Source organism: Tessaracoccus massiliensis, assembly GCF_000826065.2.
Classification (GTDB): Bacteria; Actinomycetota; Actinomycetes; order Propionibacteriales; family Propionibacteriaceae; genus Arachnia; species Arachnia massiliensis_A.
Genome location: NZ_LN623543.1, coordinates 108,754 through 135,393 on the forward strand (window position 1 = coordinate 108,754; position 26,640 = coordinate 135,393).

21 protein-coding genes and 2 pseudogenes are annotated in these 26,640 nt (G+C 68.4%); 18 read left to right on the plus strand and 5 right to left on the minus strand.

What is annotated here, in order from left to right; genetic code table 11:
* Positions 1-29: 29 nt before the first annotated feature.
* Both rlmN and gdhA read left to right on the plus strand, forming a co-directional pair.
* A complete protein-coding gene (gene rlmN / locus BN1186_RS10995) occupies positions 30-1,154 on the plus strand; it encodes a dual-specificity RNA methyltransferase RlmN (protein WP_040284142.1) in 1,125 nt (374 codons plus the stop codon).
* Positions 1,155-1,270: 116 nt separating this feature from the next.
* A complete protein-coding gene (gene gdhA, locus BN1186_RS11000; protein ID WP_040284143.1) occupies positions 1,271-2,611 on the plus strand; it encodes an NADP-specific glutamate dehydrogenase in 1,341 nt (446 codons plus the stop codon).
* Here gdhA and BN1186_RS11005 read toward each other — a convergent pair whose 3' ends face one another.
* On the minus strand, positions 2,612-3,295 hold the full coding sequence (locus BN1186_RS11005; RefSeq protein ID WP_052460080.1) for a phosphotransferase: 684 nt from the start codon (positions 3,293-3,295) through the stop codon (positions 2,612-2,614).
* 67 nt (positions 3,296-3,362) lie between these two features.
* Between BN1186_RS11005 and dxr the strand changes: the two genes are divergently transcribed.
* The 5 genes from dxr (at position 3,363) to BN1186_RS11030 (ending at position 10,039) form a co-directional block, all read left to right on the plus strand.
* Positions 3,363-4,565 carry a 1-deoxy-D-xylulose-5-phosphate reductoisomerase gene (dxr, locus tag BN1186_RS11010; RefSeq protein ID WP_040284144.1) on the plus strand — a complete coding sequence of 401 codons (1,203 nt, stop codon included), beginning with the start codon at positions 3,363-3,365 and terminating at the stop codon, positions 4,563-4,565.
* Complete coding sequence (locus BN1186_RS11015; RefSeq protein WP_040284145.1) at positions 4,562-5,845, plus strand: M50 family metallopeptidase; 1,284 nt, start codon at positions 4,562-4,564, stop codon at positions 5,843-5,845. The genes dxr and BN1186_RS11015 overlap by 4 nt, the downstream gene beginning before the upstream one ends.
* A 22-nt stretch (positions 5,846-5,867) precedes the next feature.
* A complete protein-coding gene (gene ispG, locus BN1186_RS11020; RefSeq protein WP_040284146.1) occupies positions 5,868-7,010 on the plus strand; it encodes a flavodoxin-dependent (E)-4-hydroxy-3-methylbut-2-enyl-diphosphate synthase in 1,143 nt (380 codons plus the stop codon).
* A 42-nt stretch (positions 7,011-7,052) separates the two neighbouring features.
* Positions 7,053-7,889 carry a GNAT family N-acetyltransferase gene (locus BN1186_RS11025; protein WP_074437026.1) on the plus strand — a complete coding sequence of 279 codons (837 nt, stop codon included), beginning with the start codon at positions 7,053-7,055 and terminating at the stop codon, positions 7,887-7,889.
* A gap of 365 nt (positions 7,890-8,254) precedes the next feature.
* Complete coding sequence (locus BN1186_RS11030) at positions 8,255-10,039, plus strand: proline--tRNA ligase (RefSeq protein WP_040284148.1); 1,785 nt, start codon at positions 8,255-8,257, stop codon at positions 10,037-10,039.
* A gap of 22 nt (positions 10,040-10,061) precedes the next feature.
* On the opposite strand, the gene BN1186_RS11035 is transcribed toward BN1186_RS11030, so the two are convergent.
* The gene (locus tag BN1186_RS11035; RefSeq protein ID WP_139651065.1) at positions 10,062-11,003 is read right to left on the minus strand and encodes a hypothetical protein; all 942 of its coding nucleotides are present in this window, start codon (positions 11,001-11,003) and stop codon (positions 10,062-10,064) included.
* A 103-nt stretch (positions 11,004-11,106) separates the two neighbouring features.
* Between BN1186_RS11035 and rimP the strand changes: the two genes are divergently transcribed.
* The 10 genes and pseudogenes from rimP (at position 11,107) to BN1186_RS11085 (ending at position 21,619) form a co-directional block, all read left to right on the plus strand.
* Complete coding sequence (rimP, locus tag BN1186_RS11040; RefSeq protein ID WP_040284150.1) at positions 11,107-11,592, plus strand: ribosome maturation factor RimP; 486 nt, start codon at positions 11,107-11,109, stop codon at positions 11,590-11,592.
* A gap of 2 nt (positions 11,593-11,594) precedes the next feature.
* Positions 11,595-12,578, plus strand: coding sequence for a transcription termination factor NusA (gene nusA / locus BN1186_RS11045; RefSeq protein ID WP_040284151.1), 984 nt, complete (start codon positions 11,595-11,597; stop codon positions 12,576-12,578).
* 99 nt (positions 12,579-12,677) lie between these two features.
* Positions 12,678-13,826 carry a resuscitation-promoting factor gene (locus tag BN1186_RS11050; RefSeq protein ID WP_040284152.1) on the plus strand — a complete coding sequence of 383 codons (1,149 nt, stop codon included), beginning with the start codon at positions 12,678-12,680 and terminating at the stop codon, positions 13,824-13,826.
* Between the two features lie 106 nt (positions 13,827-13,932).
* Positions 13,933-14,391 (plus strand): annotated as a pseudogene (locus BN1186_RS11055) (baeRF3 domain-containing protein); the annotation flags it as partial.
* 45 nt (positions 14,392-14,436) lie between these two features.
* Positions 14,437-16,302, plus strand: coding sequence for an LTA synthase family protein (locus tag BN1186_RS11060; protein ID WP_040284154.1), 1,866 nt, complete (start codon positions 14,437-14,439; stop codon positions 16,300-16,302).
* Between the two features lie 21 nt (positions 16,303-16,323).
* Positions 16,324-16,587: a YlxR family protein gene (locus BN1186_RS11065; RefSeq protein WP_074437027.1), complete on the plus strand. Its 264-nt coding sequence runs from the start codon at positions 16,324-16,326 to the stop codon at positions 16,585-16,587.
* A 160-nt stretch (positions 16,588-16,747) separates the two neighbouring features.
* A pseudogene (gene infB, locus BN1186_RS15815) lies at positions 16,748-19,350 on the plus strand (translation initiation factor IF-2).
* Entirely contained in the window at positions 19,350-19,784 is a 435-nt protein-coding gene (gene rbfA, locus BN1186_RS11075; protein ID WP_040284156.1) for a 30S ribosome-binding factor RbfA, read from the plus strand. The pseudogene infB and the gene rbfA overlap by 1 nt, the downstream one beginning before the upstream one ends.
* Positions 19,781-20,659 carry a tRNA pseudouridine(55) synthase TruB gene (gene truB, locus BN1186_RS11080; protein WP_040284157.1) on the plus strand — a complete coding sequence of 293 codons (879 nt, stop codon included), beginning with the start codon at positions 19,781-19,783 and terminating at the stop codon, positions 20,657-20,659. Before rbfA ends, truB begins: the two co-directional genes overlap by 4 nt.
* A 33-nt stretch (positions 20,660-20,692) precedes the next feature.
* Positions 20,693-21,619: a bifunctional riboflavin kinase/FAD synthetase gene (locus tag BN1186_RS11085; protein WP_040284158.1), complete on the plus strand. Its 927-nt coding sequence runs from the start codon at positions 20,693-20,695 to the stop codon at positions 21,617-21,619.
* On the opposite strand, the gene BN1186_RS11090 is transcribed toward BN1186_RS11085, so the two are convergent.
* Both BN1186_RS11090 and BN1186_RS11095 read right to left on the minus strand, forming a co-directional pair.
* Positions 21,574-22,167 carry a TetR/AcrR family transcriptional regulator gene (locus BN1186_RS11090; protein ID WP_052460082.1) on the minus strand — a complete coding sequence of 198 codons (594 nt, stop codon included), beginning with the start codon at positions 22,165-22,167 and terminating at the stop codon, positions 21,574-21,576. The genes BN1186_RS11085 and BN1186_RS11090 overlap by 46 nt on opposite strands.
* Positions 22,168-22,320: 153 nt before the next feature.
* The gene (locus BN1186_RS11095; protein WP_052460083.1) at positions 22,321-22,800 is read right to left on the minus strand and encodes a GNAT family N-acetyltransferase; all 480 of its coding nucleotides are present in this window, start codon (positions 22,798-22,800) and stop codon (positions 22,321-22,323) included.
* 148 nt (positions 22,801-22,948) lie between these two features.
* Between BN1186_RS11095 and rpsO the strand changes: the two genes are divergently transcribed.
* Positions 22,949-23,212, plus strand: a complete 264-nt coding sequence (gene rpsO / locus BN1186_RS11100; protein ID WP_040284159.1) for a 30S ribosomal protein S15 — start codon at positions 22,949-22,951, stop codon at positions 23,210-23,212.
* Between the two features lie 69 nt (positions 23,213-23,281).
* Here rpsO and BN1186_RS11105 read toward each other — a convergent pair whose 3' ends face one another.
* Positions 23,282-26,527: a bifunctional proline dehydrogenase/L-glutamate gamma-semialdehyde dehydrogenase gene (locus BN1186_RS11105; protein WP_040284160.1), complete on the minus strand. Its 3,246-nt coding sequence runs from the start codon at positions 26,525-26,527 to the stop codon at positions 23,282-23,284.
* Between the last annotated feature and the right edge of the window lie 113 nt (positions 26,528-26,640).

Sequence of the window (26,640 nt, forward strand, 5' to 3'; positions counted from 1 at the left end):
CTGCCGCTGTCCCTACCCCTGAAAGCGCCATGACTGTCAAGACCCTGCCGCTCGTCTTCGAAGCCCCCCGCCGCGGGAAGCCCCCGAAGCATTGGTTCGACCTGACCATCGAAGAACGGGTGGAGGCCACGCAGAAGCTCGGGCTGCCGAAGTTCCGGGCAGACCAGATCTCCCGCCACGTTTTCGACCGCCTCGAGGACGATGTGACGCAGTTCTCGGACATTCCGGCAGCCATCCGCGGCGAGTTGGGGGAGCAGCTGTTCCCGAAGCTGCTCGACCAGGTGACGCACCGCAGCACCGATGACGGCGCCACCGTCAAGACGCTGTGGCGGCTGCACGACGGCTCGCTGCTGGAATCCGTGCTGATGCGCTACCCCAACCGCACCACGCTGTGCATCTCCTCGCAGGCCGGCTGCGGCATGGCCTGCCCGTTCTGCGCGACGGGGCAGGGTGGCCTCAAGCGCAACCTGTCGCAGGCTGAGATCACCGCCCAGGTGCTGGCGGCCGATCAGCAGATCGCCGCCGGGCTCGTCCCCGGTGCCAGCGGCCGCCTCAACAACATCGTGTTCATGGGCATGGGTGAGCCACTGGCCAACTACAACGCGGTGCTGGGTTCGATCCGCACGTTCCTGGCGCCCAGCCCCAACGGCTTCGGCATGAGCGCACGTGGCATCACCGTGTCCACCGTCGGCCTCGTGCCCGCCATCAGGAAGCTCACCGAGGAGGCGTTGCCGCTGACCCTGGCGGTGTCCCTGCACGCGCCGGACGACGAACTGCGCGACGAGATCGTGCCGATCAACACCCGGTGGAAGGTCGACGAGGTGGTCGACGCCGCCTGGGAGTACGCCAGGGTCACCAAGCGCCGCGTCTCCATCGAGTACGCCATGATGCGAGACATCAACGACCAGGTTGAGCGCGCCGAACTGCTCGCCAAGGTGCTCAAGAAGCGCGGCGACTGGGGCTGGGTGCACGTCAACCTCATCCCGCTGAACCCCACACCTGGCTCGAAGTGGACGGCGTCGCGGAAGGCGGACGAGCGGGCCTTCATCGACACGCTCGAGAAGCGCGGCGTGCCCGTGACGCTGCGCGACACCCGCGGGCAGGAGATCGACGGCGCCTGCGGGCAGTTGGCCGCCTCTGTCGATCAGGCCTGAGACGAGCCTGCCAGTGCACAGCCGGGATGACCGTCAGGTGACCCGATAGGAAAACTCCGGCCCCGTGGCCCTAGTATCGGACCCGCCGAATCACCGAACAGGCAAAAGGAGTACCGATGGATCCGAAGCTGGAGGCTGTCTTCCAGAGCGTCGTGGCGCGCAACCCTGGGGAGGCCGAGTTCCACCAGGCCGTGCGTGAGGTTTTCGAGTCCCTGGAGCCTGTGGTCAAGCGGCATCCCGAGTACCTGGAATCCAAGATGCTCGAGCGCATCTGCGAGCCCGAGCGTCAGATCATCTTCCGCGTCCCGTGGCAGGACGACAACGGCGAGGTGCAGGTTAACCGCGGCTTCCGCGTCGAGTTCAACTCCGCGCTCGGCCCCTACAAGGGAGGCCTGCGGTTCCACCCCAGCGTCTACCTGGGTGTGATCAAGTTCCTGGGCTTCGAGCAGATCTTCAAGAACTCCCTGACCGGCCTGCCGATCGGCGGCGGCAAGGGCGGCTCTGATTTCGATCCGCGAGGCAAGTCCGAATCCGAGGTCATGCGGTTCTGCCAGTCCTTCATGACCGAGCTGTACCGCCACCTGGGTGAGTACACGGACGTGCCCGCCGGCGACATCGGCGTGGGCGGCCGCGAGATCGGCTTCATGTTCGGCCAGTACAAGCGCATCACCAATCGCTACGAGTCCGGCGTGCTGACCGGCAAGGGCATCGCGTGGGGTGGCTCGCTCGTGCGCACGGAGGCCACCGGCTACGGCACGGTCGTCTTCGCCAACGAGATGCTCAAGACCCGCGGCGAATCGATGGACGGCAAGCGCGTGATCGTCTCCGGCTCCGGCAACGTCGCGATCTACGCCTCGGAGAAGGCTGCGCAACTGGGCGCCACCGTCATCGGTTTCTCCGATTCCACCGGGTTCGTGGTCGACGAGAACGGCATCGACCTGGACCTGCTCAAGCAGATCAAGGAGGTAGAACGCGGCCGCGTCTCCGATTACGTTGAACGCCGCCCCTCGGCCAAGCTGGGCAACGCCAACGGCAGCATCTGGGACGTGCCCGTCGACGTGGCACTTCCGTGCGCCACGCAGAACGAGCTCAACCTCGACCAGGCCGCCACCCTCATCAAGAACGGCGTCAAGGTCGTCGCGGAGGGTGCGAACATGCCCACGACACCGGATGCGATCCACGCGCTGCAGGATGCCGGTGTGCTCTACGCACCCGGCAAGGCAGCGAACGCAGGTGGCGTGGCCACCTCCGCGCTGGAGATGCAGCAGAACGCCTCGCGCGATTCGTGGGACTTCGAGTACACCGAGGAGCGCCTCACCGCGATCATGGAGAACATCCATGAGACGTGCGCGGAGACGGCCGATTCCTACGACGCCCCCGGCGACTACGTGGTGGGCGCCAACATCGCGGGCTTCGAGAAGGTCGCCAAGGCCATGCAGGCCTTTGGCCTCGTCTGATCAGGCCTCGTACGCGTCGAGATAGCGCCGGATCCGCTCAGGGTCCGGCGCTTCGCCGTACGTGGGCCAGAACTCCTTGTCTGCGCCCTCCCCGAAGTCGTGGATCAGGGACCAGGAGGCGACGGCGAGGTCCGCCCAGCGGTCCGCCACCCCCAGTTCGCCGACGTCGACCATGCCGACGAAGCCGCCGTCGTCATCGATCAGGACGTTGGGTACGCAGGGGTCGCCGTGGACGATGACGAGATCGTGGATGTCGCTCTGGTCGCCCACCCAGTCGGGGGTGTCGAACAGGGTGTCGGTGGCATCGAGGGAGTGGAGTTCCCCCAGCGCGTTGGCGAGGGCGCGGGCTGCAACCTCGGGCTCGCCCTCCCAGTGGATGGCGGAGCGGCCGGGCAGTCCGACGGTGACGATCAGCCACCCGTCGTCGAGCTCCTCGTAATCTGCCATGCGGGGGCTGGGGTAGCGGCTGCTGAGCCAGCTGAGCCGCTCTGCCTCGGGCTCCAGATCGAAGGGGCTCCACTTCGCGAACAGCGGCTTGGTGTCCGGCGCCACGAGGCGGGCGGTGATCCCTCCGAGCTCGTTGCGCCACACCAACTCGTCGACGCGGCGCTGGTGTGCGGCCGCCCATTTGGTGATGGCGAAGGGCACCGGCGTGCCGGGCGGGGGGACGGAGGCTTCAAGCATGCTCACGATCCTAGGCGCACCACCCAGCGGGCTGCCTGCGTGCTTGAGCCCGTGGGATACTCGGTGGGTGCGCAGCATCGTTCTCCTCGGCAGCACCGGCTCGATCGGTACCCAGACGCTTGACGTGATCGCCTCCCGGCGAGACCAGTTCCGCGTCACCGGCCTGTCAGCCTCGGGTGGGAACATCGAGCTGCTGGCGCGGCAGATCATCGAGTTCGAGCCCGAGACCGTGGCCCTGGCCAAGGCATCCGCGGCCAACGACCTGCAGCGCGCGCTCTACGCGGTGGCCGGGGAGCGTGGCTGGGCTCAGGGTGAGTACCGCCTTCCCAAGTTCATCTTCGGCCCCAACGCCTCCACGCAGTTGGCTGCCTCCGGGGCGGACGTGGTGCTCAACGCCATCACCGGTGCTGCGGGGCTGGAGCCCACGCTTGCCGCCCTTGCGGTCGGCAGCACCCTCGCGCTGGCCAACAAGGAGTCGCTCGTCATCGGCGGACGCCTCGTCACGGAGGCCGCCAAGCCCGGCCAGATCGTTCCGGTGGATTCAGAGCACTCTGCATTCGCGCAGGCCCTGCGCTCCGGGCGGGCCGACGAGGTGCGCCGCCTGATCCTCACCGCCTCCGGCGGACCATTCCGCGGCAAGACCCGCGATGAGCTCACGGATGTGACACCACAGCAGGCCATGGCTCACCCCACGTGGGACATGGGGCGCGTGATCACCATCAACTCCGCCACGCTGGTCAACAAGGGCCTCGAACTCATCGAAGCGGCACTGCTCTACGACATCGACTTCGACGACATCACCGTCACCGTGCACCCCCAATCGATCGTGCACTCCATGGTGGAATTCCACGACGGCTCCACCATCGCCCAAGCCTCGCCGCCGGACATGCGCATGCCCATCGGCATCGCGCTGACCTGGCCCGAGCGGCTGAAGGACGCGGCCCGGCCCTGCGACTGGACCACCGCGGCCACCTGGACCTTCGAACCCCTGGACAACGACACCTTCCCCGCGGTTGAGCTGGCGCGTCGCGCCGGCAGGGCGGCAGGCACCGCCCCGGCCGTGTACAACGCGGCCAACGAGGCCTGCGTCGACGCCTTCTGGGACGGGCGGATCGGGTTCCTCGACATCACCCGCATCGTGGGGGAGTGCGTCGAGGAACACCTCGCCACCGGTCACACCGCCGACGCGGACCCCACCCTCGATGCGGTCCTGGCCGCCGATGCCTGGGGCCGGTCGCGGGCCGCTGAGATCGCGGGAGCCGGCGCATGAGCGTGCTGCTCACCGTGATGTTCGCGGTGCTGTTCTTCGCGCTGATCATGGTCTCGATCGCGCTGCACGAGATCGGCCACCTGGTGCCGGCCAAGCTCTTCGGAGTGAAGGTCACGCAGTACTTCGTGGGCTTCGGCAAGACGCTGTGGTCCACGAAGAAGGGCGGCACCGAGTACGGCGTCAAGGCCATCCCGCTGGGCGGCTACGTGCGCCTTGTGGGGATGTACCCGCCCAAGCGTGACGGCGCCAGGCAGACCTGGCTGACCCGCGTGGCGGACCAGGCCAGGGCCTTCGAGTGGGACGAGATCAAGCCGGAGGACGACGGCACGCTCTTCTACCAGAAGAAGACCTGGCAGAAGATCATCGTGATGCTCAGCGGGCCGGCGATGAACGTCCTGCTGGCGTTCCTGATCTTCCTGGGCATCAACGTCTTCCACGGCACGTACCAGCCCACGCTCACCGTCGCGCAGGTCTCCCAGTGCGCCATCCCCGCCGACCGCGAGCAGCGCACCTGCACCGACGCAGATCCGGCCACCCCCGCCATCGAGGCGGGCGTGGAGGTGGGCGACCAACTCCTGTCGTTCAACGGCACCCGCCTCACCAGCTGGGAACAGATGGGCGACCTCATCCGCGCCAACCGCGACGAGCCCGCCACCCTCATCGTCGAGCGCGACGGCGCAGAGGTGACGCTCCCGACGGTCAACACCGTGCTCACCCATGTGCCGGACCGCCTGGATCCCACCACGTTCGTGGAGGCGGGTTTCTACGGCGTCTCTCCCACCAACGAGCTCACCAAGGCCGGGCCCATCACCACCGCCGCGCAGATGTGGGACATGACCAAGCAGTCCGCCGTGGCCCTGGCCAGCTTCCCGGTGCGGATCTGGAACGTCGCGGTCGACCTGGTCACCGGGCAGCCACGCGACGTCAACTCGCCGCTGTCGATCATCGGTGCCTCCCGGGTGGCCGGCGAGATCACCGTCACCGATCAGCTGGGGCAGGGCGACAAGGTGGCCTCATACCTGTCGCTGCTGGGCGCGGTGAACCTGTTCGTCGCCCTGCTGAACCTGGTGCCGCTGCTGCCGCTCGACGGCGGCCACGTGGCTGGCGCGATCTACGAGTGGCTGCGACGCCAGTTCGCACGGCTCACCGGCCGGCCCGACCCCGGTCCCGTCGACACGGCGAAGGGCCTGCCATTGACGTACCTGGTGGGCGGCTTCCTGCTACTGGGTGGGCTCGTGCTGATCGCGGCAGACGTCATCTCTCCGATCCGACTTTTCTGACGATCAGAGTAGGCTGTCGCACATGTCCTTGAACCTCGGTATGCCCGCAGCGCCTCCGCCGGTCCTTGCCCCCCGTCGCCCCACCCGCAAGATCAGGGTGGGCAAGGTCGAGGTGGGCGGCGACGCACCCATCAGCGTCCAGTCGATGACCACGACGAAGACCACCGACATCAACGCCACGCTGCAGCAGATCGCCGAGCTCACCGCCACCGGCTGCGACATCGTACGCGTCGCGGTGCCCAGCCAGGACGACGCCGACGCGCTGCCGATCATCGCGATGAAGTCGCAGATCCCTGTGATCGCGGACATCCACTTCCAGCCGCGCTACGTGTTCGCGGCCATCGACGCGGGCTGCGCCGCGGTGCGCGTGAACCCGGGCAACATCAAGCAGTTCGACGACAAGGTCGCCGAGATCGCCAAGGCCGCGGCCGACGCGGGCGTCAGCCTGCGCATCGGCGTCAACGCCGGCTCCCTCGACAAGCGCCTCCTTGAGAAGTACGGTGCACCCACCCCCGAGGCCCTCGTCGAATCCGCCCTCTGGGAAGCCTCGCTGTTCGAGGAGGTGGGCTTCCACGACTTCAAGATCTCCGTCAAGCACAACGACCCCGTCGTGATGGTGAGGGCCTACGAGTTGCTCTCGGAGAAGTGCGACTATCCGCTGCACCTCGGCGTCACCGAGGCCGGCCCTGCCTTCCAGGGCACCATCAAGAGCTCCGTCGCGTTCGGCGCGCTGCTCAGCCAGGGCATCGGCGACACCATCAGGGTGTCCCTGTCCGCCCCGCCGGCCGAGGAGGTCAAGGTGGGCCTGAAGATCCTCGAGTCGCTGAACCTGCGCCCCCGCAAGCTCGACATCGTCTCGTGCCCCTCCTGCGGCCGCGCCCAGGTGGATGTCTACACCCTCGCCGAGCAGGTCACCAAGGGGCTCGAAGGCATAGAGGCCCCGCTGCGCGTGGCCGTCATGGGCTGCATCGTCAACGGCCCCGGTGAGGCCCGCGAGGCCGACCTCGGCGTCGCCTCCGGCAACGGTAAGGGCCAGATCTTCGTCAAGGGTGAGGTCATCAAGACCGTGCCTGAGGACGAGATCGTCGAGACCCTCCTGTTCGAGGCGCGCCGCATCGCCGCAGAGATGGGCGAGGTCGGTGCACCAGAGGTTTCCGTTTCCTGACCTTGCCGCGTAGCAGGACTGTTGGGCCCTAGAGTTTCCCCCATGGTTTCTGGGCTGAAGACGATGGGCATGGGTGACAGGGAGCGGGTCGCCCGTTTCCTGGCCACCAATCCGGTGGAGAACCTGTTCCTCGCCTCGAAGGTGGACGCCTTCGGCATCGACCGACGGCGGCTCGGCGTCATCCACGGCTTCGAGCGCGACGGGGAGCTGACCTCCCTGCTGCTCGACGGCGGGACGGCGTTCATCGCGGGCTTCGACCCTGAGGCGCTGCCCGCCTTCGTCGACCAACTGGGCCCCATTCGGCGCTGCAGCTCCATCCTGGGGCCCGCCATCTCCGTCCTGGGCCTGTTCGTCGGGCTCGCGGAGCGCTACCGTGGCTCCTGGGGCGGAGTCTCGAACATCCGCAAGCGCCAGCCGCTGATGGTGCTGGACCACCTGCCCGATGTCCCGCCGGACCGCCGGGTGCGCCAGCTCACGATGGACGACTACCCGAGCTACCTCGATGCCTCGGTGCACATGTACACCGACGAGATCGGCAGCTCGCCGTTCAAGTACGGCGGCGGCTACGAGCGCTTCGTGAAGGACCGGCTGAAGCAGGGCGACGCGTACGGCATCGTCGACGCGAAGGGCACCGTGATCTTCAAGGCCGATCTGGGCCCGAAACTGGGGGACCAGGCCCAGCTCCAGGGCGTCTGGGTGGCCCCGCACCTGCGTGGCCGCGGCATCAGCACCCCGGCCTTGGCGGGGATGTTCCACCTGGCGATGGAGCAGTACCCGGTGATCAGCCTGTACGTCAACGACTTCAACACTCCGGCCATCAGGAGCTACGAGCGCCTCGGCTTCCGCGAGGTCGGAGCCCTGGCCACGGTGCACTACTGAGGCGCCTGACTGCGGCCCCGTGATTGAGGAAAGCTCCGCCGGGTCCGGGACGTAGCAGGCCGCGAGCGTGGTGGATGGAGTCGGCTGGCGACGTCCCGGTGTGCGGGTGCGGGCTTTAAAAGATAGCTCGCGGCCTGCTACGTCCCGGCCCCGACGAAAACCTTCGCCGTTGTCTGCGGTCAGGTCCGACGCGGTGGTGGTGCCAGCAGTGAAGTTGAGGAGAACGGAACTCGCACGATTCTGGGTCCGGGTGCGGCCGATCCGAACCCAACCAGCCCAGGGGTGGGCATGGCGACCTGCTCTCCGCGGTTTCGACACTGCTCGCAGAGCTCGCAGACTCAACCAACGGCGCTATTGTGTGACGCGTGATCGCCAAGCTCTCCCAGCTCTTTGTCCGCACCCTCCGCGACGACCCCGCTGACGCCGAGGTCCCCAGCCACCGCTGGCTGGTCCGTGCCGGCTACATCCGGCGCGCTGCGCCAGGCATCTACTCGTGGCTGCCGCTGGGCCTGAAGGTGCTGCAGAAGGTCGAGCAGATCGTCCGCGAGGAGATGGACGCCATCGGTGCGCAGGAGGTGCGCTTCCCGGCGCTGCTGCCGCGAGAGCCCTACGAGGCGACCGGCCGGTGGACGGATTACGGCGACAACCTGTTCCGCGTGGTGGACCGCAAGGGCACCGACATGCTGCTCGGCCCCACCCACGAGGAGATGTTCACCCTCATGGTCAAGGACCTGTACAACTCGTACAAGGACCTCCCGCTGTCGCTCTACCAGATCCAGACGAAGTACCGCGACGAGGCGCGCCCGCGCGCGGGCCTGCTCCGCGGACGCGAGTTCATCATGAAGGACTCCTACTCCTTCGACGTCGACGACGCAGGGCTGGAGGCCAGCTACCAGCGGCACCGCGAGGCGTACCAGCGCATCTTCGAGCGACTGGGCCTCGAGTTCGTGATCGTCTCCGCCATGGCCGGGGCCATGGGCGGGTCCCGCTCTGAGGAGTTCCTGGCAGTCGCGGCCAACGGTGAGGACACGTTCGTCCGGTCGCCGGGCGGCTACGCGGCCAACGTGGAGGCCGTGCGCGTCGCGCCCCCCGCCGAGACGCCCGTCGAGGATGCCCCCACGATGGCGGTGATCGACACGCCGCAGGCGGGCAGCATCGCCGCGGTGCTCGAGATTCTGAACCGTGAACTGCCGGAGCGCACCTGGAGCGGGGCCGACACTCTGAAGAACGTGCTGTTCATGGTCATCGAACCCGACGGCACGAAGCGCCCGCTGGCCATCGGTCTGCCGGGAGACCGCGAGGTGGACGCCAAGCGACTTGAGGCCGCCCTCGAGCCCGCCGTCGCCGAGCCGTTCACGGACGAGGACTTCAAGCAGTTCCCCGACCTGGTGGTGGGATTCATGTCCCCGGTCTCGATCGACGGTGCACGTGTGCTCGGCAAGGAGTCCTCGACGAAGATCGAATACCTCACGGACCCGCGCGTGGTCACCGGAACCCACTGGGTCACCGGCGCCAACGTCAGGGATCAGCACCTCACCGGCGTCACCGTCGGCCGCGACTTCACCGCAGACGGCGTCCTCGACGTCGCTGATGTCCGCGAAGGTGACGAGGCGCCAGACGGCTCGGGACCGCTCACGTTGGCCCGCGGCATCGAGATGGGCCACATCTTCCAGCTGGGCCGCAAGTACGCCGAGGCGCTGGGCCTGAAGGTCCTCGACCAGAACGGTAAGCTCGTCACCGTCACCATGGGCTCCTACGGCGTGGGCGTCTCGCGCGCAGTGGCCGCAGTCGCAGAGGCCACCAGCGACGAGAAGGGCCTCAACTGGCCGTTGTCGCTGGCCCCGTACCAGGTGCACGTGATCGCCACCGGCAAGGGCGAGGAGATCTTCGGTGAGGCGCAGCGCATCGCCGAGGAGCTCGACGCACAGGGTATGGACGTGCTCTACGACGACCGCAAGGCCAGCCCGGGCGTGAAGTTCGCCGATTCCGAGGTGATGGGCATGCCCATCATCGTGGTGGTGGGCCGTGGACTGGCCGACGGCGTGGTGGAGCTGCGCGAACGCGCCTCCGGTGAGAAGCGTGAGGTCGCCGTGGGCGACATCGTCACCGAGGTGATTGCGTTGGCAGCAGCGGGCGGCCCGCAGGCCTAGTCGGCAGGACGTTGGGTGGCGCTCACGCCAACCACCCCGGCCACCAGGTGAGGGCCGTGCCGGTAGCCTGGACCGGGACAACCTGATTACGCATGCCGATGCGCCACTGCGGATCCGCGTCTGCCGCCACCAGGCGTGCGTAACCGTTCATCACAGCCACCTCCAATTGACCCCAAGCCTCGCGCACGGCCTCCGGGTTGTCCATGGGGGTGGGTAGATCGAAGGCGGCCGGCTGCTCGGGCGCGTCTGCGCCCAGCCGCGCACGCAGGTCGTTGCGCAGCGTGCGTGCCGCGTTGAGGCGGGCGGTGCCCAGCGCGTGCAGGGGATCATCGGCGTCAATCCTGCCCAGGCCCACGCCCAGGCCGTAGATGAGCGCCCAGACGTGCCCCAGCAGGATCGGCAGGGAGGCCTCGACGGTGGTCGGTTGCAGGCCGCGCGGCGCGCCTTCGCCCTCAACGGGGGCGATGCTCTGCTCGTGCAGGCCCAGCACGGCTGTCGACATCGAGGTGTAGAGCAGGCGCACCTCGTCCGCCTCAGCCTCCCCGGCAGCCTCCTCCAGCGCGTCGACGCACTGGGCCACCGCCGCAGTGAGCCGGTTCACCGCAACGGTGGCGTCCGACGGTGGGGCCACGACCCCGATCTCCATGGGGAAGGGCTCCTGGGCCTGAGGCTCCAGCGGCTCCGGCAGCGCCAGCCTTGTCACGTGGTCCTCACACTGCGCGCGCGCCGCGATGGCCCACGGCTGCGCCTCCCAGTGTGGAGAGTCGACCAGCGAGCCGATCAGCGCTGCCAGTGCGGCCATGGAGCGGTGCGCCGCCTCCGCTTTCGTTGAGCGCGTGGGCTCCGGCGGCTCCGGCTCCGGGGGCGGCGCGGTGGCCGGATCGCCCACGATCACGGGGCTGCCGGCACACCCGGTCACGCCCAGGGCGAGCAGGGCCAGCGCGGAGCGACGGGAGAGGGGCATGCGGCCAGCGTAGTGGGCCACCAAGGATTCCTGAGTTGGCGGCACGCGTGGGTATGCTGGGTGATCACAATCAGGCCATACAACCGGACAATGGAGCACCCACATGCAAGAAGCCAAGCTGGTGGCTGTCATCGAGCCCCTCCTCGCGGAGCGCGGCCTGGAACTCGACAGCCTTGACATCACGCGGATGGGTAAGCGTTCCGTGCTCCGCCTCACCGTTGACGGCGACGGGCCCCAGGGCCGTGGCCCGCTGCTCGACGACATCGCCTCAGCATCGTCGGCCATTTCGGCCGCGCTCGACGAGAGCCCGGCGGTGGGGGACCACCCGTACACGCTCGAGGTCAGCTCCCGCGGCGTCAGCAAGCCGCTGACCGAACCCAAGCACTTCCGGCGCAACGCCACCCGGCTCGTGAAGCTGTGGCTCGCCGAGGGCGAACTGACCGGCCGGATCGTCTCCGCCTCCGACGACGAGCTCACCCTCGACGTCAACGGCGCCGAGCGGGTCGTGGCCTTCGCAGACATCAACAAGGCCGTCGTCCAGGTGGAGATGAACCGCCCCGTGGATGACGAGCAGGACGAGGAGAACTGACCATGGACGTCGATCTGGCATCACTGACGCTCATCGAGCGCGAACGCGGCATCGACCGCGAGTACCTGCTCAAGACGCTTGAGGACGCACTGCTCAACGCGTACTCCAAGACGCCCAACGCGCTGCGCGGGGTCAAGGTGGAGATCAACCGCAAGACCGGCACCGTCGCGGTGCTGGCTCCCGAGTTCAACGATGACGATGAGATCATCGGCTACTTCGACGACACCCCGGAAGACTTCGGGCGCATCGCCGCAGCCACCGCGCGGCAGGTGATCTTCCAGCGCATCCGCGAGGCGGAGGACGACCAGAAGTTCGGCCACTTCGCGGCCACCGAGGGCGACGTGATCGTCGGCATCGTGCAGCAGGACCGGGACTCCAAGGCTGTGCGTGTGCTGATCAGCAAGGGCGACCAGGAGAAGTTCGAGGCGCTCATGCCGCTGGCCGAGCAGGTGCCCGGCGAGGATTACAGCCACGGCCGTCGCCTGCGCGTCTACGTGGTCACGGTCCGCCGTGAGCTGCGCGGCCCGCAGGTGATCGTCTCCCGCACGCACCCCAACCTGGTGCGCAAGCTGTTCTCGCTGGAGGTGCCGGAGATCGGTCAGGGCGTCGTCGAGATCAAAGAGGTGGCACGCGAGGCGGGCCACCGTACGAAGATCGCGGTGCGCTCCCTGGATCCCAACGTCTCCGCCAAGGGTGCGTTCATCGGCCCCATGGGCCAGCGCGTGCGGGCGGTGACCAACGAACTGGGGGAGGAGAAGATCGACATCGTGGACTACTCCGATGACCCCACGGAGTTCGTGGCCGCGGCGCTGTCGCCCGCGAAGGTGTTGTCGGTGACAGTGGTCGACGAGCAGGCGCGTGCGTGCCGGGCCATCGTGCCGGATTACCAGTTGTCGCTGGCCATCGGCCGGGAAGGCCAGAACGCTCGCCTGGCCGCGCGTCTCACGGGCTGGCGCATCGACATCCAACCCGACGTGACTGCCTGAGAGAATCTCAGAATCGGTTTGGAATCCTCTCAGCCGGGAGTTAGCCTGTTGGGGCCGGAGCAACCGGCAGTTGACTAGTCAGAGGATTGATCTCAGCAGATGGCGAAGAAGATCTGGACCCCGATCGCCGCAGGCCTCAGCGCGCTCGCGCTGCTCGGGGGCATGGCCGTGGCCACCGCGCTGGACAAGAACGACGTGACGGTGGTGGTGGACGGGGTTGCCTCCACCATCGCCGTGCGCGAGGACACCGTCGCGGAGGTGCTCGCCCTCGAGGGCATCGAACCCGGCCCCCATGACGTGGTGCTGCCCGCTCCGGAGACTCAGATCAGCGACGGAACCGAGATCAGCATCGCCTACGCCCGGCCGCTCGAGGTCACGATCGACGGCGAGGAGCGCGAGATCTGGACGACGGCGAAGAACGTGGGCGACGCGCTGAAGATGCTGCGGCTCGACGCCGCGGATTCGAAGCTTTCCGCGTCCCGTTCGGATGCCATCGGGCGTGAGGGCCTGTCGGTCGACATCCTCACCGCCAAGGATTTCACCGTCACCGCCGCGGGCGTCGCCACCCCGGTGCGGCTCGCCGGCACCGTCGCGGAGGCCCTCGCCGAGCAGGGCATCGAGCCCGACGCTGACGACAAGGTCTCCCCGGCCCCCGAGACGCTCCTCGAGGACGGCATGGAGATCGTCTACATCAACGTCGAGGTCAAGGAGTCCATCAAGCTGGTCCCGATCGACTTCGAGAAGACCACCGTCGAGTCGGACAAGCTGCTCAAGGGCAGGCGCGAGGTCACCACCAAGGGAATCCCCGGCGAGACCCGCGAGACCTACACCGACGTCTACGAGGACGGCGTGCTCGTGTCCTCCGCGCTGGCCGAATCTGTGGTGTCCAAGCAGCCGGTCCACCAGGTGACCACAGTGGGCACGAAGGAGCCCCCGAAGCCTGACCCGGCTCCCGAGGCGGAGGCGCCAGCCACCTCGTCCGGTAGGCCCTCCTCCGGCAAGCCGCTGGACCTGAGCCGGGCGGCGATGTGGGACAGGATCGCGCGCTGCGAGTCGACCAACCGCTGGAACATCAACACCGGCAACGGCTACTACGGCGGGCTCCAGTTCAACCTCGCCACCTGGCGCTCCGTGGGCGGCACCGATTTCGCGGCCTACCCGCACCAGGCCACCCGCGAGGAGCAGATCACCGTGGCCAACCGCCTGTACGCGCAGCGCGGGTTGCAGCCTTGGGGCTGCAAGCCCTGATCCGAGGCTTGAACCGTCGGTAGGGTGCGCTCTCGAGCGACAGCGTGCGCCTGTTCGAAGGCACGCGCGCGTCCATCGGTGAGCTCGCCTTCGACGAGGACACCCCACCGCCGCTGATGAAGTGCCCACCGACCGGGACCATCAGACCCACCTGCAGAGCTCGCCGCAGAGCCGCGGGGGAGACGCGGCGAACTTCCATGGCCACGGTGGCGACTCCGACGCGGCCGCCGTCGACCTGGAGCGCTTCTTCCGCCACGTGGCGGCCGGTGTGGACGAAGTCCTCGGAAAAGGGGCCGAACGTCCGCTGATCCTTGCCGGCGTTGCCGAGCACGGCGCCACCTTCCGGTCGATCAGCTCACGCCGCAACATCGTCGAGCAGATGGTCACGGGCAACTCGGAGCACCTCAGCGCGCAGGACCTGCACGAGAAGGCGTGGCCCATCGCGGAGGAGGTGCTGCGGGCCGATGACGCCGAACTGACGGACCGCTACAACCAGCTCGTCGGCACGGGCAAGGCCTCCGATGACGTGGCCTACATCGCGACCGCCCCGGTCACGGAGCGGTAACGCCACTTTGGGGTGGAGGCCCGCGGCGATTACCATGGCTGGGCCATGACTGTTCTCCGCGCGTTCACCTCGCGTTCACCCATCGGACGCCGGCCATGGGGACGCCTCGCCGTCCTCATGGTCCCGTTCGCCGTCCTCGGGGTCTGGCTGAAGGCCATCCGGATCGACCGGTTCTTCCCGCGCGCGGAGTTCGGCGACTTCCTGGTCAAGCTGTCCTCAGACATCGCCTTCGGGCTGTTCTGGGGCCTGCTGTGGGCGGTGATCCTGCTGTACGTCCGTCGGCCACGTTTACGCTCGGTGGTGCTCTACCTGGCACAGCTTCTCACCGGGCTCGTCGGCATCTACCAGGTGCTCAACCACGCCTATGTCATGCGGACCGGCAACCCGTTGACCCCCTCCCAGATGGCGTTGGCCTTCGAAGAGGCGGAGGCTCTTTCCGGGCTCCTGGGGGCCGAGGTCGACTCACTGACGATCGGTCTCCTGCTCGGCGTGGTGCTGTGGGCGGCGTTCGCGCCGCTGCTGCTGGGCGGTCTGGTGCAGGGCGCCTTCCGGCGCCGGGCGAGCACCACCGTCCGGCGGGCCAGCCTCGCCGGCGTCGTGGTGCTCCTGTTGGCTGCCACGTGGACCGCCCCCACCGCCTCCGCAGCCTTCTCCCTGGCCCCGCCGGTGCAACTGGCCGTCTCGCCCATCCGTGAGGCGTCGGCCTACCCCGAGGAGCACGCCTCCGTCGGTCCGCTCCCGGATCCCGCCTCGACCAGGCTCGTGCCGAGGGAGGGTGAGCGGCAACGCAACGTGGTGATCATCACCCTCGAATCGCAGCGCGACATGAGCACGTTCCCCGAGACCCGCCAGCCGGTCACCCCTGTGCTCGACGCGCTGGCCGAGCAGAGCACCCGGCCCAAGCGCGGCTACACCGTGCTCCCACACACCTCGAAGTCCCTCGTCGCCATCCACTGCGGCATGATCCCGCCCGCGGACAGCGACAACACCGAAGCCGACGAGGATGGGCTCCCGCAACGCTGCCTCCCGGAGCTTCTGGTGGAACAGGGCTACGACAGCGCTTTCTTCCAGTCCGCCACGGAACACTTCGAACGCCGGCGCCACACCGTGGCCAACCTCGGGTTCGAGAAGTTCACCCCCGTCGACGAGATGGACAAGGTGGGCTTCAGCAAGGCCAACTACTTCGGCTACGAGGACGACATCATGCTCGAGCCGGCCAGGCGGTGGCTCGAGTCCAACGACGGACCGTTCGCGCTGACGTTCCTCACCGTCAGCGGCCACCACGACTACGAACTGCCGGACTATGAGCCCATCGACTTCGTGGACCGCCAGGTGGTCAACAAGTACCTCAACGCCATCCACGTGCAGGACCGCTTCGTCGGCAATGTCATCGAGTTGTTCAAGGAGATGGGCCTCTACGAGGACACCGTCTTCGTGATCACGGGAGACCACGGCGAGGGCTTCGGGGAGCATCGCCTCTACCAGCACGACAACACCATCTACGAAGAGGGCGTGCGGATCCCCATGATGATCCACGACCCGCAGCGGGCGCCGGAACTCATCGACGGGCCCGCCAACCAGCTGGCCCTGTTCCCGACCACCGTCGAAGCACTGGGCTTCGACCTGGCCGGCGACGTTGAGTACCAGCCGTCGTTCTACAGCGGCGAGCCGCAGGACCCGGTCGTGGTGAGCTGCTGGGTCCGGGGCAGGTGCACCGCCGTCTACGACGGTGACCGCAAGCTCATCCACCACTTCGGCGACCGGCGCGACGAGGTCTTCGATGTGGTCGCCGACCCCTTCGAGCGCACCGACCTCATCACGCAGACCGATGAGGAATGGATCGAGGACCTGCGAGCCAAGGCCGTGGGCTGGTACCTCGACGGCGAACGCTGGTACGGCGAGCTGCGCTAGCGGGGCACTAGGCTGAGCGCCGTGAACCCGCAACGCACCTGCATCGGCTGCCGCGCCGTCGACGATCAAGGCTCGCTGATCCGCCTCGTGCGTCAGGGCGACGTTGTCGTCGACGCGACGAACCCGCGCCTCCCCGGCCGCGGTGCCTACCTGCACCCAGGGTGCCTGGGCGTGGCTGAGCGTCGCCAGGCGGTGCGTAGGGCCTTCGGGCCCGGGGCCGAACTCGCTCCGTCAACCAGGGAGGCGATCCGGCCAAGTGGAAGCGGCGGCCCCGACACGTTATGATGGTGGGTGGCTTGCGCGGTTGCGCGGCCACATCGTTCCCCGCCCAGTAGGGCGTCAACCAGAAGGTGGGCTGAATGCTCATGACCACTCGATGAGTACCCAACGATGACCAAGTAACACTAGGTCCGTGCCTTGGAGGTCGGGCCGCTGAAGGAGAGTAGTGGCAAAGCCTCGCGTCCATGAGATCGCCAAGGAAATCGGAAAGACCAGCAAGGAACTGCTGAGCTGGCTGGGTGAAAACGGAGAATACGTCCGTGGCCCGTCCTCGACGCTGGAAGCACCTGTCGTGCGCCGCGTCCGGGAAGCGTTCGCCGCCAAGGCCGACGCCCCCGCTGAGGAGAAGCAGTCCAAGCCCGCCCCGAAGGCACCGGCCAAGAAGGCCGAGCCCGCAGGGGAGACCAAGACCGACCTGCCGGTGGCCACCCCCGGTGCGCCGGATCCCAGCGCGCTCCGCGCCCCGGCAACAACCCCTTCGCCCCCTCGCAGGGCATGGGCACGCAGCAGCGTCGTGGGCCCCGCCCCGACGGCGCACCTCGCCGCGAGGGCGGCGCTCCTCGTCCCGGTGGCACCGGTGGTCTCCCGTCGATGCCGCGCCCCGGTGGCACGGGCGGCGTGCCCGGCATGCCGCGCCCCAACCCGGCGATGATGCCCAAGCAGGCCAACCCTGCGCTCGGTAAGGCCGGTCGTGGCCGCGGCGGTGCAGGAGCCGGCGCTGGTGGCCGTGGTCGTCCCGGTGGCGGCGGCGGTCGTCCCGGCGGCGGTGCACCCGGTTTCGGTGGCCCCATGGGCGGTGGCCCCGGTGGCGGACGTCCCGGTGGCGGTGGCCGTGGCCGCGGTGGCACCCAGGGTGCCTTCGGCCGTGGCGGCAGCGGAGCGGGCCGTCGTCGCAAGTCCAGGAAGCAGCGCAGGCAAGAGTTCGACCAGATGGAGGCGCCCGCGATCGGCGGCGTGCGCGTCCGCAAGGGCGACGGGCAGACCGTCCGGCTGCGCCGTGGCGCGTCGCTGACGGATCTCGCCGAGAAGATCGGCGTCGAGCCGGCCTCCCTCGTACAGGTGCTGTTCCACCTGGGCGAGATGGTCACCGCGACCCAGTCGGTTGCCGACGACACGCTCGAGGTGCTGGGCGCCGAGCTCGATTACAACATCGAGGTCGTCTCGCCCGAGGACGAGGACCGCGAACTGCTCGAGAGCTTCGACCTGGAGTTCGGCGAGGACATCGGTGACGAGGATGACCTGGAGGCCCGTCCTCCGGTCGTGACCGTCATGGGCCACGTCGACCACGGTAAGACGCGCCTGCTGGATTCGCTGCGGCACGCCAACGTCATCGCCGGCGAGGCCGGCGGCATCACCCAGGCCATCGGTGCCTACCAGGTCGAGACCGAGGTCGACGATCAGGAGCGCCGGATCACGTTCATCGACACCCCGGGTCACGAGGCGTTCACCGCCATGCGTGCCCGCGGCGCGAAGTCCACGGACATCGCGGTGCTCGTGGTGGCCGCAGACGACGGCGTGATGCCGCAGACCATCGAGGCGTTGAACCACGCCCAGGCTGCGGACGTGCCGATCGTGGTGGCCGTCAACAAGGTCGACAAGGAGACCGCTGATCCCACGCGTGTGCGTGGCCAGCTCTCCGAGTACGGCCTGGTGCCCGAGGAATACGGCGGCGACACGCAGTTCGTCGACGTGTCCGCGGCGACCGGCCAGGGCCTGCAGGATCTGTTGGAAGCCATCGTGCTGACCGCAGACGCCGCGCTGGACCTGCGCGCGAACCCCGACATGCCCGCCCAGGGTGTGGCGATCGAGGCGCACCTCGACAAGGGTCGCGGCCCCGTGGCCACCGTCCTGGTGCACCGTGGCACGCTGCGCATCGGCGACTCGATCGTCGCAGGCTCGGCCCACGGCCGCGTCCGCGCGCTGATCAACGACCAGGGTGAGAACCTCACCGAGGCGCCGCCCTCGATGCCGGTCCAGGTGCTCGGCCTCACGTCGGTGCCCGGTGCAGGCGACAACTTCCTGGTTGTCGACGACGACCGCATGGCCCGCCAGATCGCGGACAAGCGTGAGGCCCGCATGCGTGCGGCCCAGCAGGCCAAGTCCGGCCGCCGCAAGACGCTCGACCAGTTGTTCGAGCAGCTCGAGAAGGGCGAGACGCAGGAACTGCTGCTCATCCTCAAGGGCGATGGCGCCGGTTCCGTGGAGGCCCTCGAAGATGCCCTCAGCGGCATCGAGGTGGGCGACGAGGTCTCGCTGCGCGTCATCGACCGCGGTGTCGGTGCCATCACCGAGACCAACGTGTCGCTGGCTGCCGCGTCGAAGGCCGTCATCATCGGCTTCAACGTGCGGCCCACGCCGCACGCGGCCCAGATGGCGGACCGCGAGAACGTCGACATCCGCTTCTACTCGGTGATCTACGCCGCGATCGACGAGATCGAGGCTGCGCTCAAGGGCATGCTCAAGCCGATCTACAAGGAAGAGGTCCGCGGCCAGGCGGAGATCCGCGAGGTGTTCCGTTCCTCCAAGTTCGGCAACATCGCCGGTTGCATGGTCACCGACGGCACCATCAAGCGCAACGCCAAGGCGCGTCTGCTGCGCGAAGGTGTGGTCGTGTCCGAGACGTCCGTGGCGTCGCTGCGGCGCGAGAAGGACGACGCCACGGAGGTCCGCGAAGGTTTCGAGTGCGGTATCACGCTCTCGAACTACAACGACATCAAGATCGGTGACGTCATCGAGACGTTCGAGATGGTGGAAGTGGAGCGCGACTGATGGTTGGACCCCGTAACGCGAAGCTGGCAGATCAGATCAAGGTCATCCTGGCCTCGACGATCGACCGGCGTGTCAAGGATCCCCGCCTGGGCTTCGTCACGATCACCGAGGTGAGGCTGACCGGTGACAACCGGGAGGCCACCGCCTTCTACACGGTGCTCGGCGACGACGAGGCCCACGCGGGCAGCGCTGCGGCGCTGGAATCGGCCAAGGGCATGCTGCGTTCCACCGTGGGCCAGCAGTTGGGTATGAAGTTCACGCCCACGCTCGAGTTCGTGCTCGACGCCACGCCGGAGACGGCGCGTCATATCGAAGACCTCCTCGCGCAGGTGCAGGCCAAGGACGCGGAGGCGGCGGCAGCCGCCGCCGGTAAGACGTTCGCCGGCGAGGCGGATCCCTACCGTAAGCCGCGCGAAGACGCCGAAGAAGAGTGAGTAACGCACAACCGGCCGCCACCTCGGGGCTGGTGATCGTCGACAAGCAGTCGGGGGTCACCTCGCACCAGGTGGTCGGCCGGTTGCGCCGTCTCCTGGGCACCCGCAAGATCGGCCACGCCGGCACGCTGGATCCCATGGCCACCGGCGTGCTGATCCTGGGCGTCAACCGGGCCACGCGCATGCTGGGGCACCTCGCGCTGCACGACAAGCGCTACCTCGCCACCGTGCGGCTCGGCGAGTCCTCGCACACCGATGACGCTGAGGGTGACGTCATCCCGGTGGCCGACGCCTCTGGCCTGACCGCGCAACAGGTGGAGGCCGCGGCAGCACCGCTGCGCGGCGACATCCTGCAGCGCCCCAGTTCCGTCTCCGCCATCAAGGTGGACGGCAAGCGCTCCTACGCCCGCGTCCGCGCGGGGGAGGACGTGGCGCTTCCCGAGCGGCCCGTGACGGTCTCGCGGCTCGACATCCTCGATGTGCGCGCCGCCGGGGAGTGCCTCGAGGTCGACATCGACGTGGAGTGCTCTTCCGGCACCTACATCCGGGCGCTCGCCCGCGATCTCGGCGAAGCCCTGGGTGTGGGCGGACACCTCACGGCGCTGCGTCGCACCCGCATCGGCGGCTACTCGCTCGACGACGCCGTGACGCTGGGCGACGAGGCGCCGCACCTGATGCCCATGGCGGAGGCCGCCAGGTTGAGCTTCCCCGTCGTGACGCTCACGGAGGAGCAGGCACGCGACGTCGGCTACGGCCGCGCCCTGGCCCGCCCCGTCCCTGCGTCACCCACGGGCATGCTCGCCCCGGGCGGCGACCTGCTGGCGCTGTACCAGCCCGACGGCGAAGGCAGCCGGCCGCTTGCGGTCCTGGTGTGAGGCGTGCCAGATTTGGCCACTGTGGAGACTCCCATGACTGAGACAGTGGTCGTGATCGGCAACTTCGATGGCGTACACACCGGACACCAACGTGTGCTGGCCGAGGCCGTCCGCGACGTGGATCACCCGCTCGTGGTGGTGACGTTCTGGCCCCACCCGGTGACCGTGCTGCGCCCGGGCAGCGCCCCGAAGCTCCTCAGCGACCTCCGCTCGCGCATCGACCTGCTCAAGCAGGCGGGCGCGCACGAGGTGCGCGTGATCCGCTTCGGCGACGAGGTGGCCAACCTGTCGCCGGCCGAATTCGTGGAACGCTTCCTCGCGCCCCTGCATCCCGTGCGGATCGTCGTGGGGGAGAACTTCCGCTTCGGGCGTGGCGCGTCGGGCGACGTCGACACGCTGGCAGCGCTGGGGGAGGGCCGGTTCGAGGTTCGCCCTCTGCCGTTGTCAGCCATCGACGACGAGATCTCCTGCTCCACCGGCATCCGGCAGCTGCTCGGCGAGGGGGATGTGGCCACCGCGGCCCAGCACCTGGGCAGACCCTTCCGGTTCCGGGGCGTCGTGGTGGTAGGAGACCAGCGGGGCCGCGAACTGGGCTTCCCCACCGCCAACCTCACCGTGCCGCGCGACATGATCGTGCCGGCCGACGGCGTGTACGCCGGGTGGCTGACCAACCTCGACGAGCCGGGAACTGAGCCCATGCCGGCTGCGATCTCGGTGGGCACCAACCCCACGTTCGACGGCGCTGACCATCGCGTGGAGAGCTACGTGCTGGACCGCACTGACCTGGAGTTGTACGGCGCAGAGATCGCCGTGGATTTCGTGGCGCGGTTGCGTGGCCAGGTGCGCTTCGACGGGATCGACGCGCTCATCGCCCAGATGGGCGACGACGTGGCGGCCACGCGCCGCGCGCTGGGTCAGACGCGCCAGGGTGAGAGCGCGCCGCGCAGCAGCGTCCTGTAATCCGGGCCCTCGCCGGGCGTGCCCTCGCTGAGGAGCGAATGCTCCAACAACCCGTCGAGTTCCAGCGACACGTAGCCGTGGACGGAGGCCCACAGCTGGGTGACGATCGCGCGGGGGTTGCCCTCCAGCTTGCCGGCGTCGATGCAGCGCTGCACGGTCAGCAGGAGAGGCTCTACGGTGGAACGGGTGCGCTCCAGCACCTCCTCCGGGGAGGTGTGCCGCTGGCCGAACATCACCGGGTACATCTGAGGGTTGTCCAGGGCCCACGTGCGGTAGGCCAGGCCCATGTCGCGTAGATCCGTGACGGGGTCGTCGGTTTCCGCCACGGTGGTGGCGCCGGCAAAGCTGGCGATGGCGCGCTGATAAACGGCATCGAGGAGAGCATCGCGGGAGCCGTACAGAGAGTAGATCGCCGATGTCGACGTGCCGGCAGCCTGTGTGATGCGACGCAGACTCAACGCGTCGGGACCCTCCCGCCCCACGATTGTGGTGGCCTCGTCCAGAAGCCTCTCGGCCAATGCCTCGTCATGAACTCGGGGGCGCGCCATATCGACCAGCCCTTCCTCACCTTGATCACCCAGAAATGGACAAACGGATCGATCACATCGCGTCGTCCTGAACAACTTAGCCAGGCTAGTGCATGCTTGCAATGGCGTTCGCTCAGGCTTCGGTCAGAAATCGCTCAGAGAGTGACCATGAGCTCAGCGGGCGGTCAGCGACTTCTTGTACACGGCGTAGTGCGTGCTTGCAGCTTCCTCGTCCTCGACCTGGGGCACCTCGGGATCCTCGACGAAGAGGTGCTCCCCGGTGGGGTGGTACTCCAACGAGACGTACAGCGGCACGGCCTTCTCGTTGTTGGGATCCACAGCCAGGTAGACGGCCTCATGGCCGAGCTTGCGGGCCTGATCCTCGACCCATTCGGTCAGTGCCCGGCCGGCGCCCTTGCGGCGGGCCTGCGGGTAGACCCACATGTTGCGCAGTTCGGGGGAGAAGTCCTGGGACGCGAGATCCAGCACGGCGGTGCCGAGGGGCGTGCCGTCCTCGAGGGCCACCGCGAACAGGAGGCTGCCGGCCTCCTGGGCGGCGAAGTGGTCGTCGACGAGGTTCAGATCGGGCCGGAACTGGTTGGCGCGCAGGTATTCCAGGTCAGGTTCCTCGACGCGGCGCACAGTGACTGCCATGGCGGCCTCCTTGCTCGGACAGCGGATGTGTGGCACCACCCTAGCGCGTGCTAAGGTAGCGCGGTTGCCGTAGATCGGCCACGGCCTTGTAAGAGCCCCGACAGCACCCGCAGCTGGGGCGCCGTGCAGCGAACCGAAGGAGTCCCACATGGACGCTGAAACCAAGAAGCAGATCATCGAAGAGTACGCGACCAAGCCTGGCGACACCGGTTCGCCCGATGTTCAGATCGCCCTGCTCACCAAGCGGATCGCTCACCTGACCGAGCACCTCAAGGAGCACAAGGGTGACCACCACAGCCGTCGTGGCCTGATGCTGATGGTCGGCCAGCGCCGCCGTCTGCTCAACTACGTGGCCAAGCAGGACATCGAGCACTACCGTGCGCTCATCGCGCGCCTCGGCCTGCGTCGCTGATCACAACCCACCACTCCCGAACGGGGAGGCTGCCTGAACCGGCGGCCTCCCCGTTCGGTGTTCACGGGCTCAGCCGAGCCCGTAATCGGTGCTGATGGGATGCCCGAAGCGGTGCATGGTCACCGACAGGGCCTGTTCCCGCACGTAGGGCAGGAATGCCAGCCGGCCGGGCAGCACCGGCCCCGCGTACACCGTCACGTCGATGGACCCGCCGACCGCGGCGAGGAGGTCGCGCCCGCCCAGGTACCTGACGCGGCCGCGGATGGCGCCGTCGAACGCTGCATCGGCGGTCACCTCGACGGTGCAGCCGGCGTCCTCGAGCGCCTCTCGCAGCGCCCGGTCCGGGGCGGTGCGGAACGAGAACGTCGGCGAGGCGCCGACCAGGAGAGCGGCCATCGCCTCATGGCGCACGTCGTCGCGGCCTGCCTCCTCCACCCGGACCGTGATCGGAGCCGGGCGGTACCGGAACAGGTTGCGTTCCACGGTGAGCCCGGACGGGTCGTGGCCGGTGAGGAATTCGGCCGCGTCCTCGGCGGTGGGCAGAGGCGGCCGCTGGGTGGCTCGCCAGTCGCGGATGACGGAGACGTAGTTGGGGCCGCCGGCCTTGGCGCCGGCACCCACCGCGGAGCGCTTCCAACCGCCGAACGGCTGCCGCCGAACGATGGCGCCGGTGATGCCCCTGTTGACGTAGACGTTGCCGGCCTCGATCTTGTCGAGCCAGATCCGCACCTCGTCGTCATCGAGGGAGTGGATGCCCGCGGTGAGGCCGAACTGGGTGCCGTTCTGCCACTCGATGGCCTCCTCCAGGGTGGGAGCCGCCATGAGTCCCAGGATGGGGCCGAAGTACTCCACCTGGTGGTACTCGCTGCCCGGCTGCACGCCGTCGCGGATGCCCGGCTGCCACAGCCGCTCGTCGATCCGGCGCGGCTCCAAGAGCCAGGTCTGCCCGGGCTCCAGCCTCGTCAGGCCCCGGAGCAGCTTCTCGCCGGGCGGCTCGGTGAGCGGCCCCACCTGTGCCAGAGGATCTGTGGGCCACGCCACTCGCAGGGACCGAACGGCGTCCATCAGTTGCGAGCGGAATCGTTGAGAGGTTGCGATCGAACCCACCAGGATGGCGAGCGAGGCCGCCGAGCACTTCTGCCCCGCGTGCCCGAAGGCGGAGGTCACCAGATCTGCGACCGCCAGGTCGATATCAGCCGACGGCGTGATGATCAGCGCGTTCTTGCCCGACGTTTCAGCCAACAGCGGCAGGGAGGGCCGCCAGGAGCGGAACATCTCCGCCGTCTCCGCCGCACCGGTGAGGATCACAAGTTCCACCCGCGGGTCGGTGACCAGGCGTTGACTGAGCGAGCCATCGTCGACGGCCACCAGTTGCAGCAGGTCCTCGGGGATGCCGGCGCGCCAGCAGGCCTGCGCCAGCAGCGCGCCGGTGCGGCGCGAGGCACGCGCGGGCTTGAGGATCACCGGAGAACCGGCCGCGAGCGCGGCGGCGACGCCGCCCAGCGGGATGGCGATGGGGAAGTTCCACGGCGGGGTCACCGTCGTCAGGCGCGGCGGCACGGCCTCGGCACCAGGGACCTCATCGAGTGCACGGTTGGCGTAGTAGCGGGCGAAGTCGACGGCCTCGGAGACCTCGATATCGGCCTGGTCGATGAGCTTGCCCACTTCGTCCCCGGCCACGGTGATGAGGTCCGCGCGCATCTCCTCGAGCACGTCGGCCAACCGGTGCAGGGCGGCAGCGCGCTCCGAGGCGGGCAGAGCCGCCCATCGAGCGCCGGCACTGAGCCCGCGGTCGATGACCTCCTCCACGGCGGCCTCATCCTTGAGACGGTGCTGTTCAACCAGTTCGACGCCGAGCGACGGCTCGGGCAGCCGCTGTTGGATGGCGGCGGCCCACTCCTGGTTGGACAGGAGTGCAGGGTTGGTGTCCTGCGCGTTGGCGAAGCCGGGAGCGGGGGAGGTGTGTTGCTGCCTGGCCCACACCTGCGCAACGGCATCGGTGAGATGCTCCAACGAGTCGCGGAAGCGCTGCTCCTCGAGGTCGAGGAAATCCGGGTCGTGCCCGAGACCGACGGCGCCGGACATGAAGTTCTCCGGTGCGGCGTTCTCCTCCAGGCGGCGCACCAGATAGGCGATGGCCGCGTCGTACTCGGCCCGCGGCACCACCGGGACGTAGAGGCGCAGCCTGCCGATCTCGTCCAGCAGCACCCGTTGCAGCGGAACCGCCATGCCGGAGAGCATCTCGATGTCCAGCGCATGGGTCACATCGCGGTGGCGCGCCAGTTCCCACGCGGCGGCGAGCGTGTAGATGTTGTGGCTCGCGGCGCCGGTGTGCAGACGGTGGGCCCGCTCGGGGCGAAGGCAGAAATCCAGAGCCCGCAGGTAGCTGGCGTCGGTGGCCTCCTTCGTGGGCCACACCGGGTTCTCCCACCCCCGCAACTCGGCGTTGACGCGTTCCATGGCCAGGTTGGCACCCTTGACGAGACGCACCTTGATGGGATGGCCCCCGGCAGCGACGTGCTCCTCGGCGAGCGCGTCCAGCTCGGCCAGGAGCAGGTGCGACTCCTGCAGGTAGGTCTGGACCGCCACACCCGCACGCACTCCCCGCAACTCCGGCTCGGAGAGCAGCGCGCGGAACACGTCGAGCGTCAGGTGCAGATCCCGGTACTCCTCCATGTCGAGGTTGACGAACGTGTCCTGCTCGAGCGCCACCTTGAACAGCGGACGCAGCCGTTCGACCGCCTCGTCGACGGTGGCCTCGTGCGCGAACGGCGCATGCGGACCGAGCACGGAGGAGACCTTGATGGAGACATAGTCGACGTCAGGGCGCCGCACCAGTTCCATCGTGCGGCGCAGGCGGCTGGTGGCGTGCCCCTCGCCGAGGACTGCCTCGCCGAGCAGGTTCACGTTGAGATCGGCACCGCCCCGGCGCAGCCGGGCGAGCGCCGGGCCGAGCGACCGACCGAAGTCGACGACGAGGTCGCCGACGATGGCGGTGAAGGCGCGGCGGACCACACCCAGTGACGGGCGGGCCAACGGCCCCACCGCGCTCATGCCCAACCGCAGCGGGGTGGGGAGGAAGTTCGCGGGCCGCTGCGCCAGCTCGGCGAGGTGTCGCGCGGCGACGGAGCGGTCTTCGGGCCTCAGCACCCCGTCGACGAAATCGAGGGTGAAGCGCAGGCCGCCCGGATCCTTCAGCGCGTCACCCAGAAGGGTGGCGGCGCGGGGCTCCGGGTGGCGGCGGGCCTCTTCGGCCCAGCGTCGCGCGGTGCTGATGGCGGCTTCGACAACAGGTGATGGCAACGTGGTGGACATGCCTCATTGTTTCAGGCGACCCACCGGCGTCACACGCGAATCGGCTTAACGGGTCGTGGCGGCTAAGCTGTGTAGTGACAACTTCATGTCTACACACGTTTGTTGCCGCCCAG

Coding starts and splice junctions, on each gene's coding strand:
- BN1186_RS11060 (WP_040284154.1), top strand. CDS start 14,437: ATGACTGTTCTCCGCGCGTTCACCTCGCGTTCACCCATCGGACGCCGG.
- BN1186_RS11035 (WP_139651065.1), bottom strand. CDS start 11,003: ATGCCCCTCTCCCGTCGCTCCGCGCTGGCCCTGCTCGCCCTGGGCGTG.
- rpsO (WP_040284159.1), top strand. CDS start 22,949: ATGGACGCTGAAACCAAGAAGCAGATCATCGAAGAGTACGCGACCAAG.
- rlmN (WP_040284142.1), top strand. CDS start 30: ATGACTGTCAAGACCCTGCCGCTCGTCTTCGAAGCCCCCCGCCGCGGG.
- BN1186_RS11085 (WP_040284158.1), top strand. CDS start 20,693: ATGACTGAGACAGTGGTCGTGATCGGCAACTTCGATGGCGTACACACC.
- BN1186_RS11005 (WP_052460080.1), bottom strand. CDS start 3,295: ATGCTTGAAGCCTCCGTCCCCCCGCCCGGCACGCCGGTGCCCTTCGCC.
- ispG (WP_040284146.1), top strand. CDS start 5,868: ATGTCCTTGAACCTCGGTATGCCCGCAGCGCCTCCGCCGGTCCTTGCC.
- gdhA (WP_040284143.1), top strand. CDS start 1,271: ATGGATCCGAAGCTGGAGGCTGTCTTCCAGAGCGTCGTGGCGCGCAAC.
- BN1186_RS11050 (WP_040284152.1), top strand. CDS start 12,678: ATGGCGAAGAAGATCTGGACCCCGATCGCCGCAGGCCTCAGCGCGCTC.
- BN1186_RS11095 (WP_052460083.1), bottom strand. CDS start 22,800: ATGGCAGTCACTGTGCGCCGCGTCGAGGAACCTGACCTGGAATACCTG.
- nusA (WP_040284151.1), top strand. CDS start 11,595: ATGGACGTCGATCTGGCATCACTGACGCTCATCGAGCGCGAACGCGGC.
- BN1186_RS11090 (WP_052460082.1), bottom strand. CDS start 22,167: ATGGCGCGCCCCCGAGTTCATGACGAGGCATTGGCCGAGAGGCTTCTG.
- rbfA (WP_040284156.1), top strand. CDS start 19,350: ATGGTTGGACCCCGTAACGCGAAGCTGGCAGATCAGATCAAGGTCATC.
- BN1186_RS11105 (WP_040284160.1), bottom strand. CDS start 26,527: ATGTCCACCACGTTGCCATCACCTGTTGTCGAAGCCGCCATCAGCACC.
- BN1186_RS11025 (WP_074437026.1), top strand. CDS start 7,053: ATGGTTTCTGGGCTGAAGACGATGGGCATGGGTGACAGGGAGCGGGTC.
- BN1186_RS11015 (WP_040284145.1), top strand. CDS start 4,562: ATGAGCGTGCTGCTCACCGTGATGTTCGCGGTGCTGTTCTTCGCGCTG.
- rimP (WP_040284150.1), top strand. CDS start 11,107: ATGCAAGAAGCCAAGCTGGTGGCTGTCATCGAGCCCCTCCTCGCGGAG.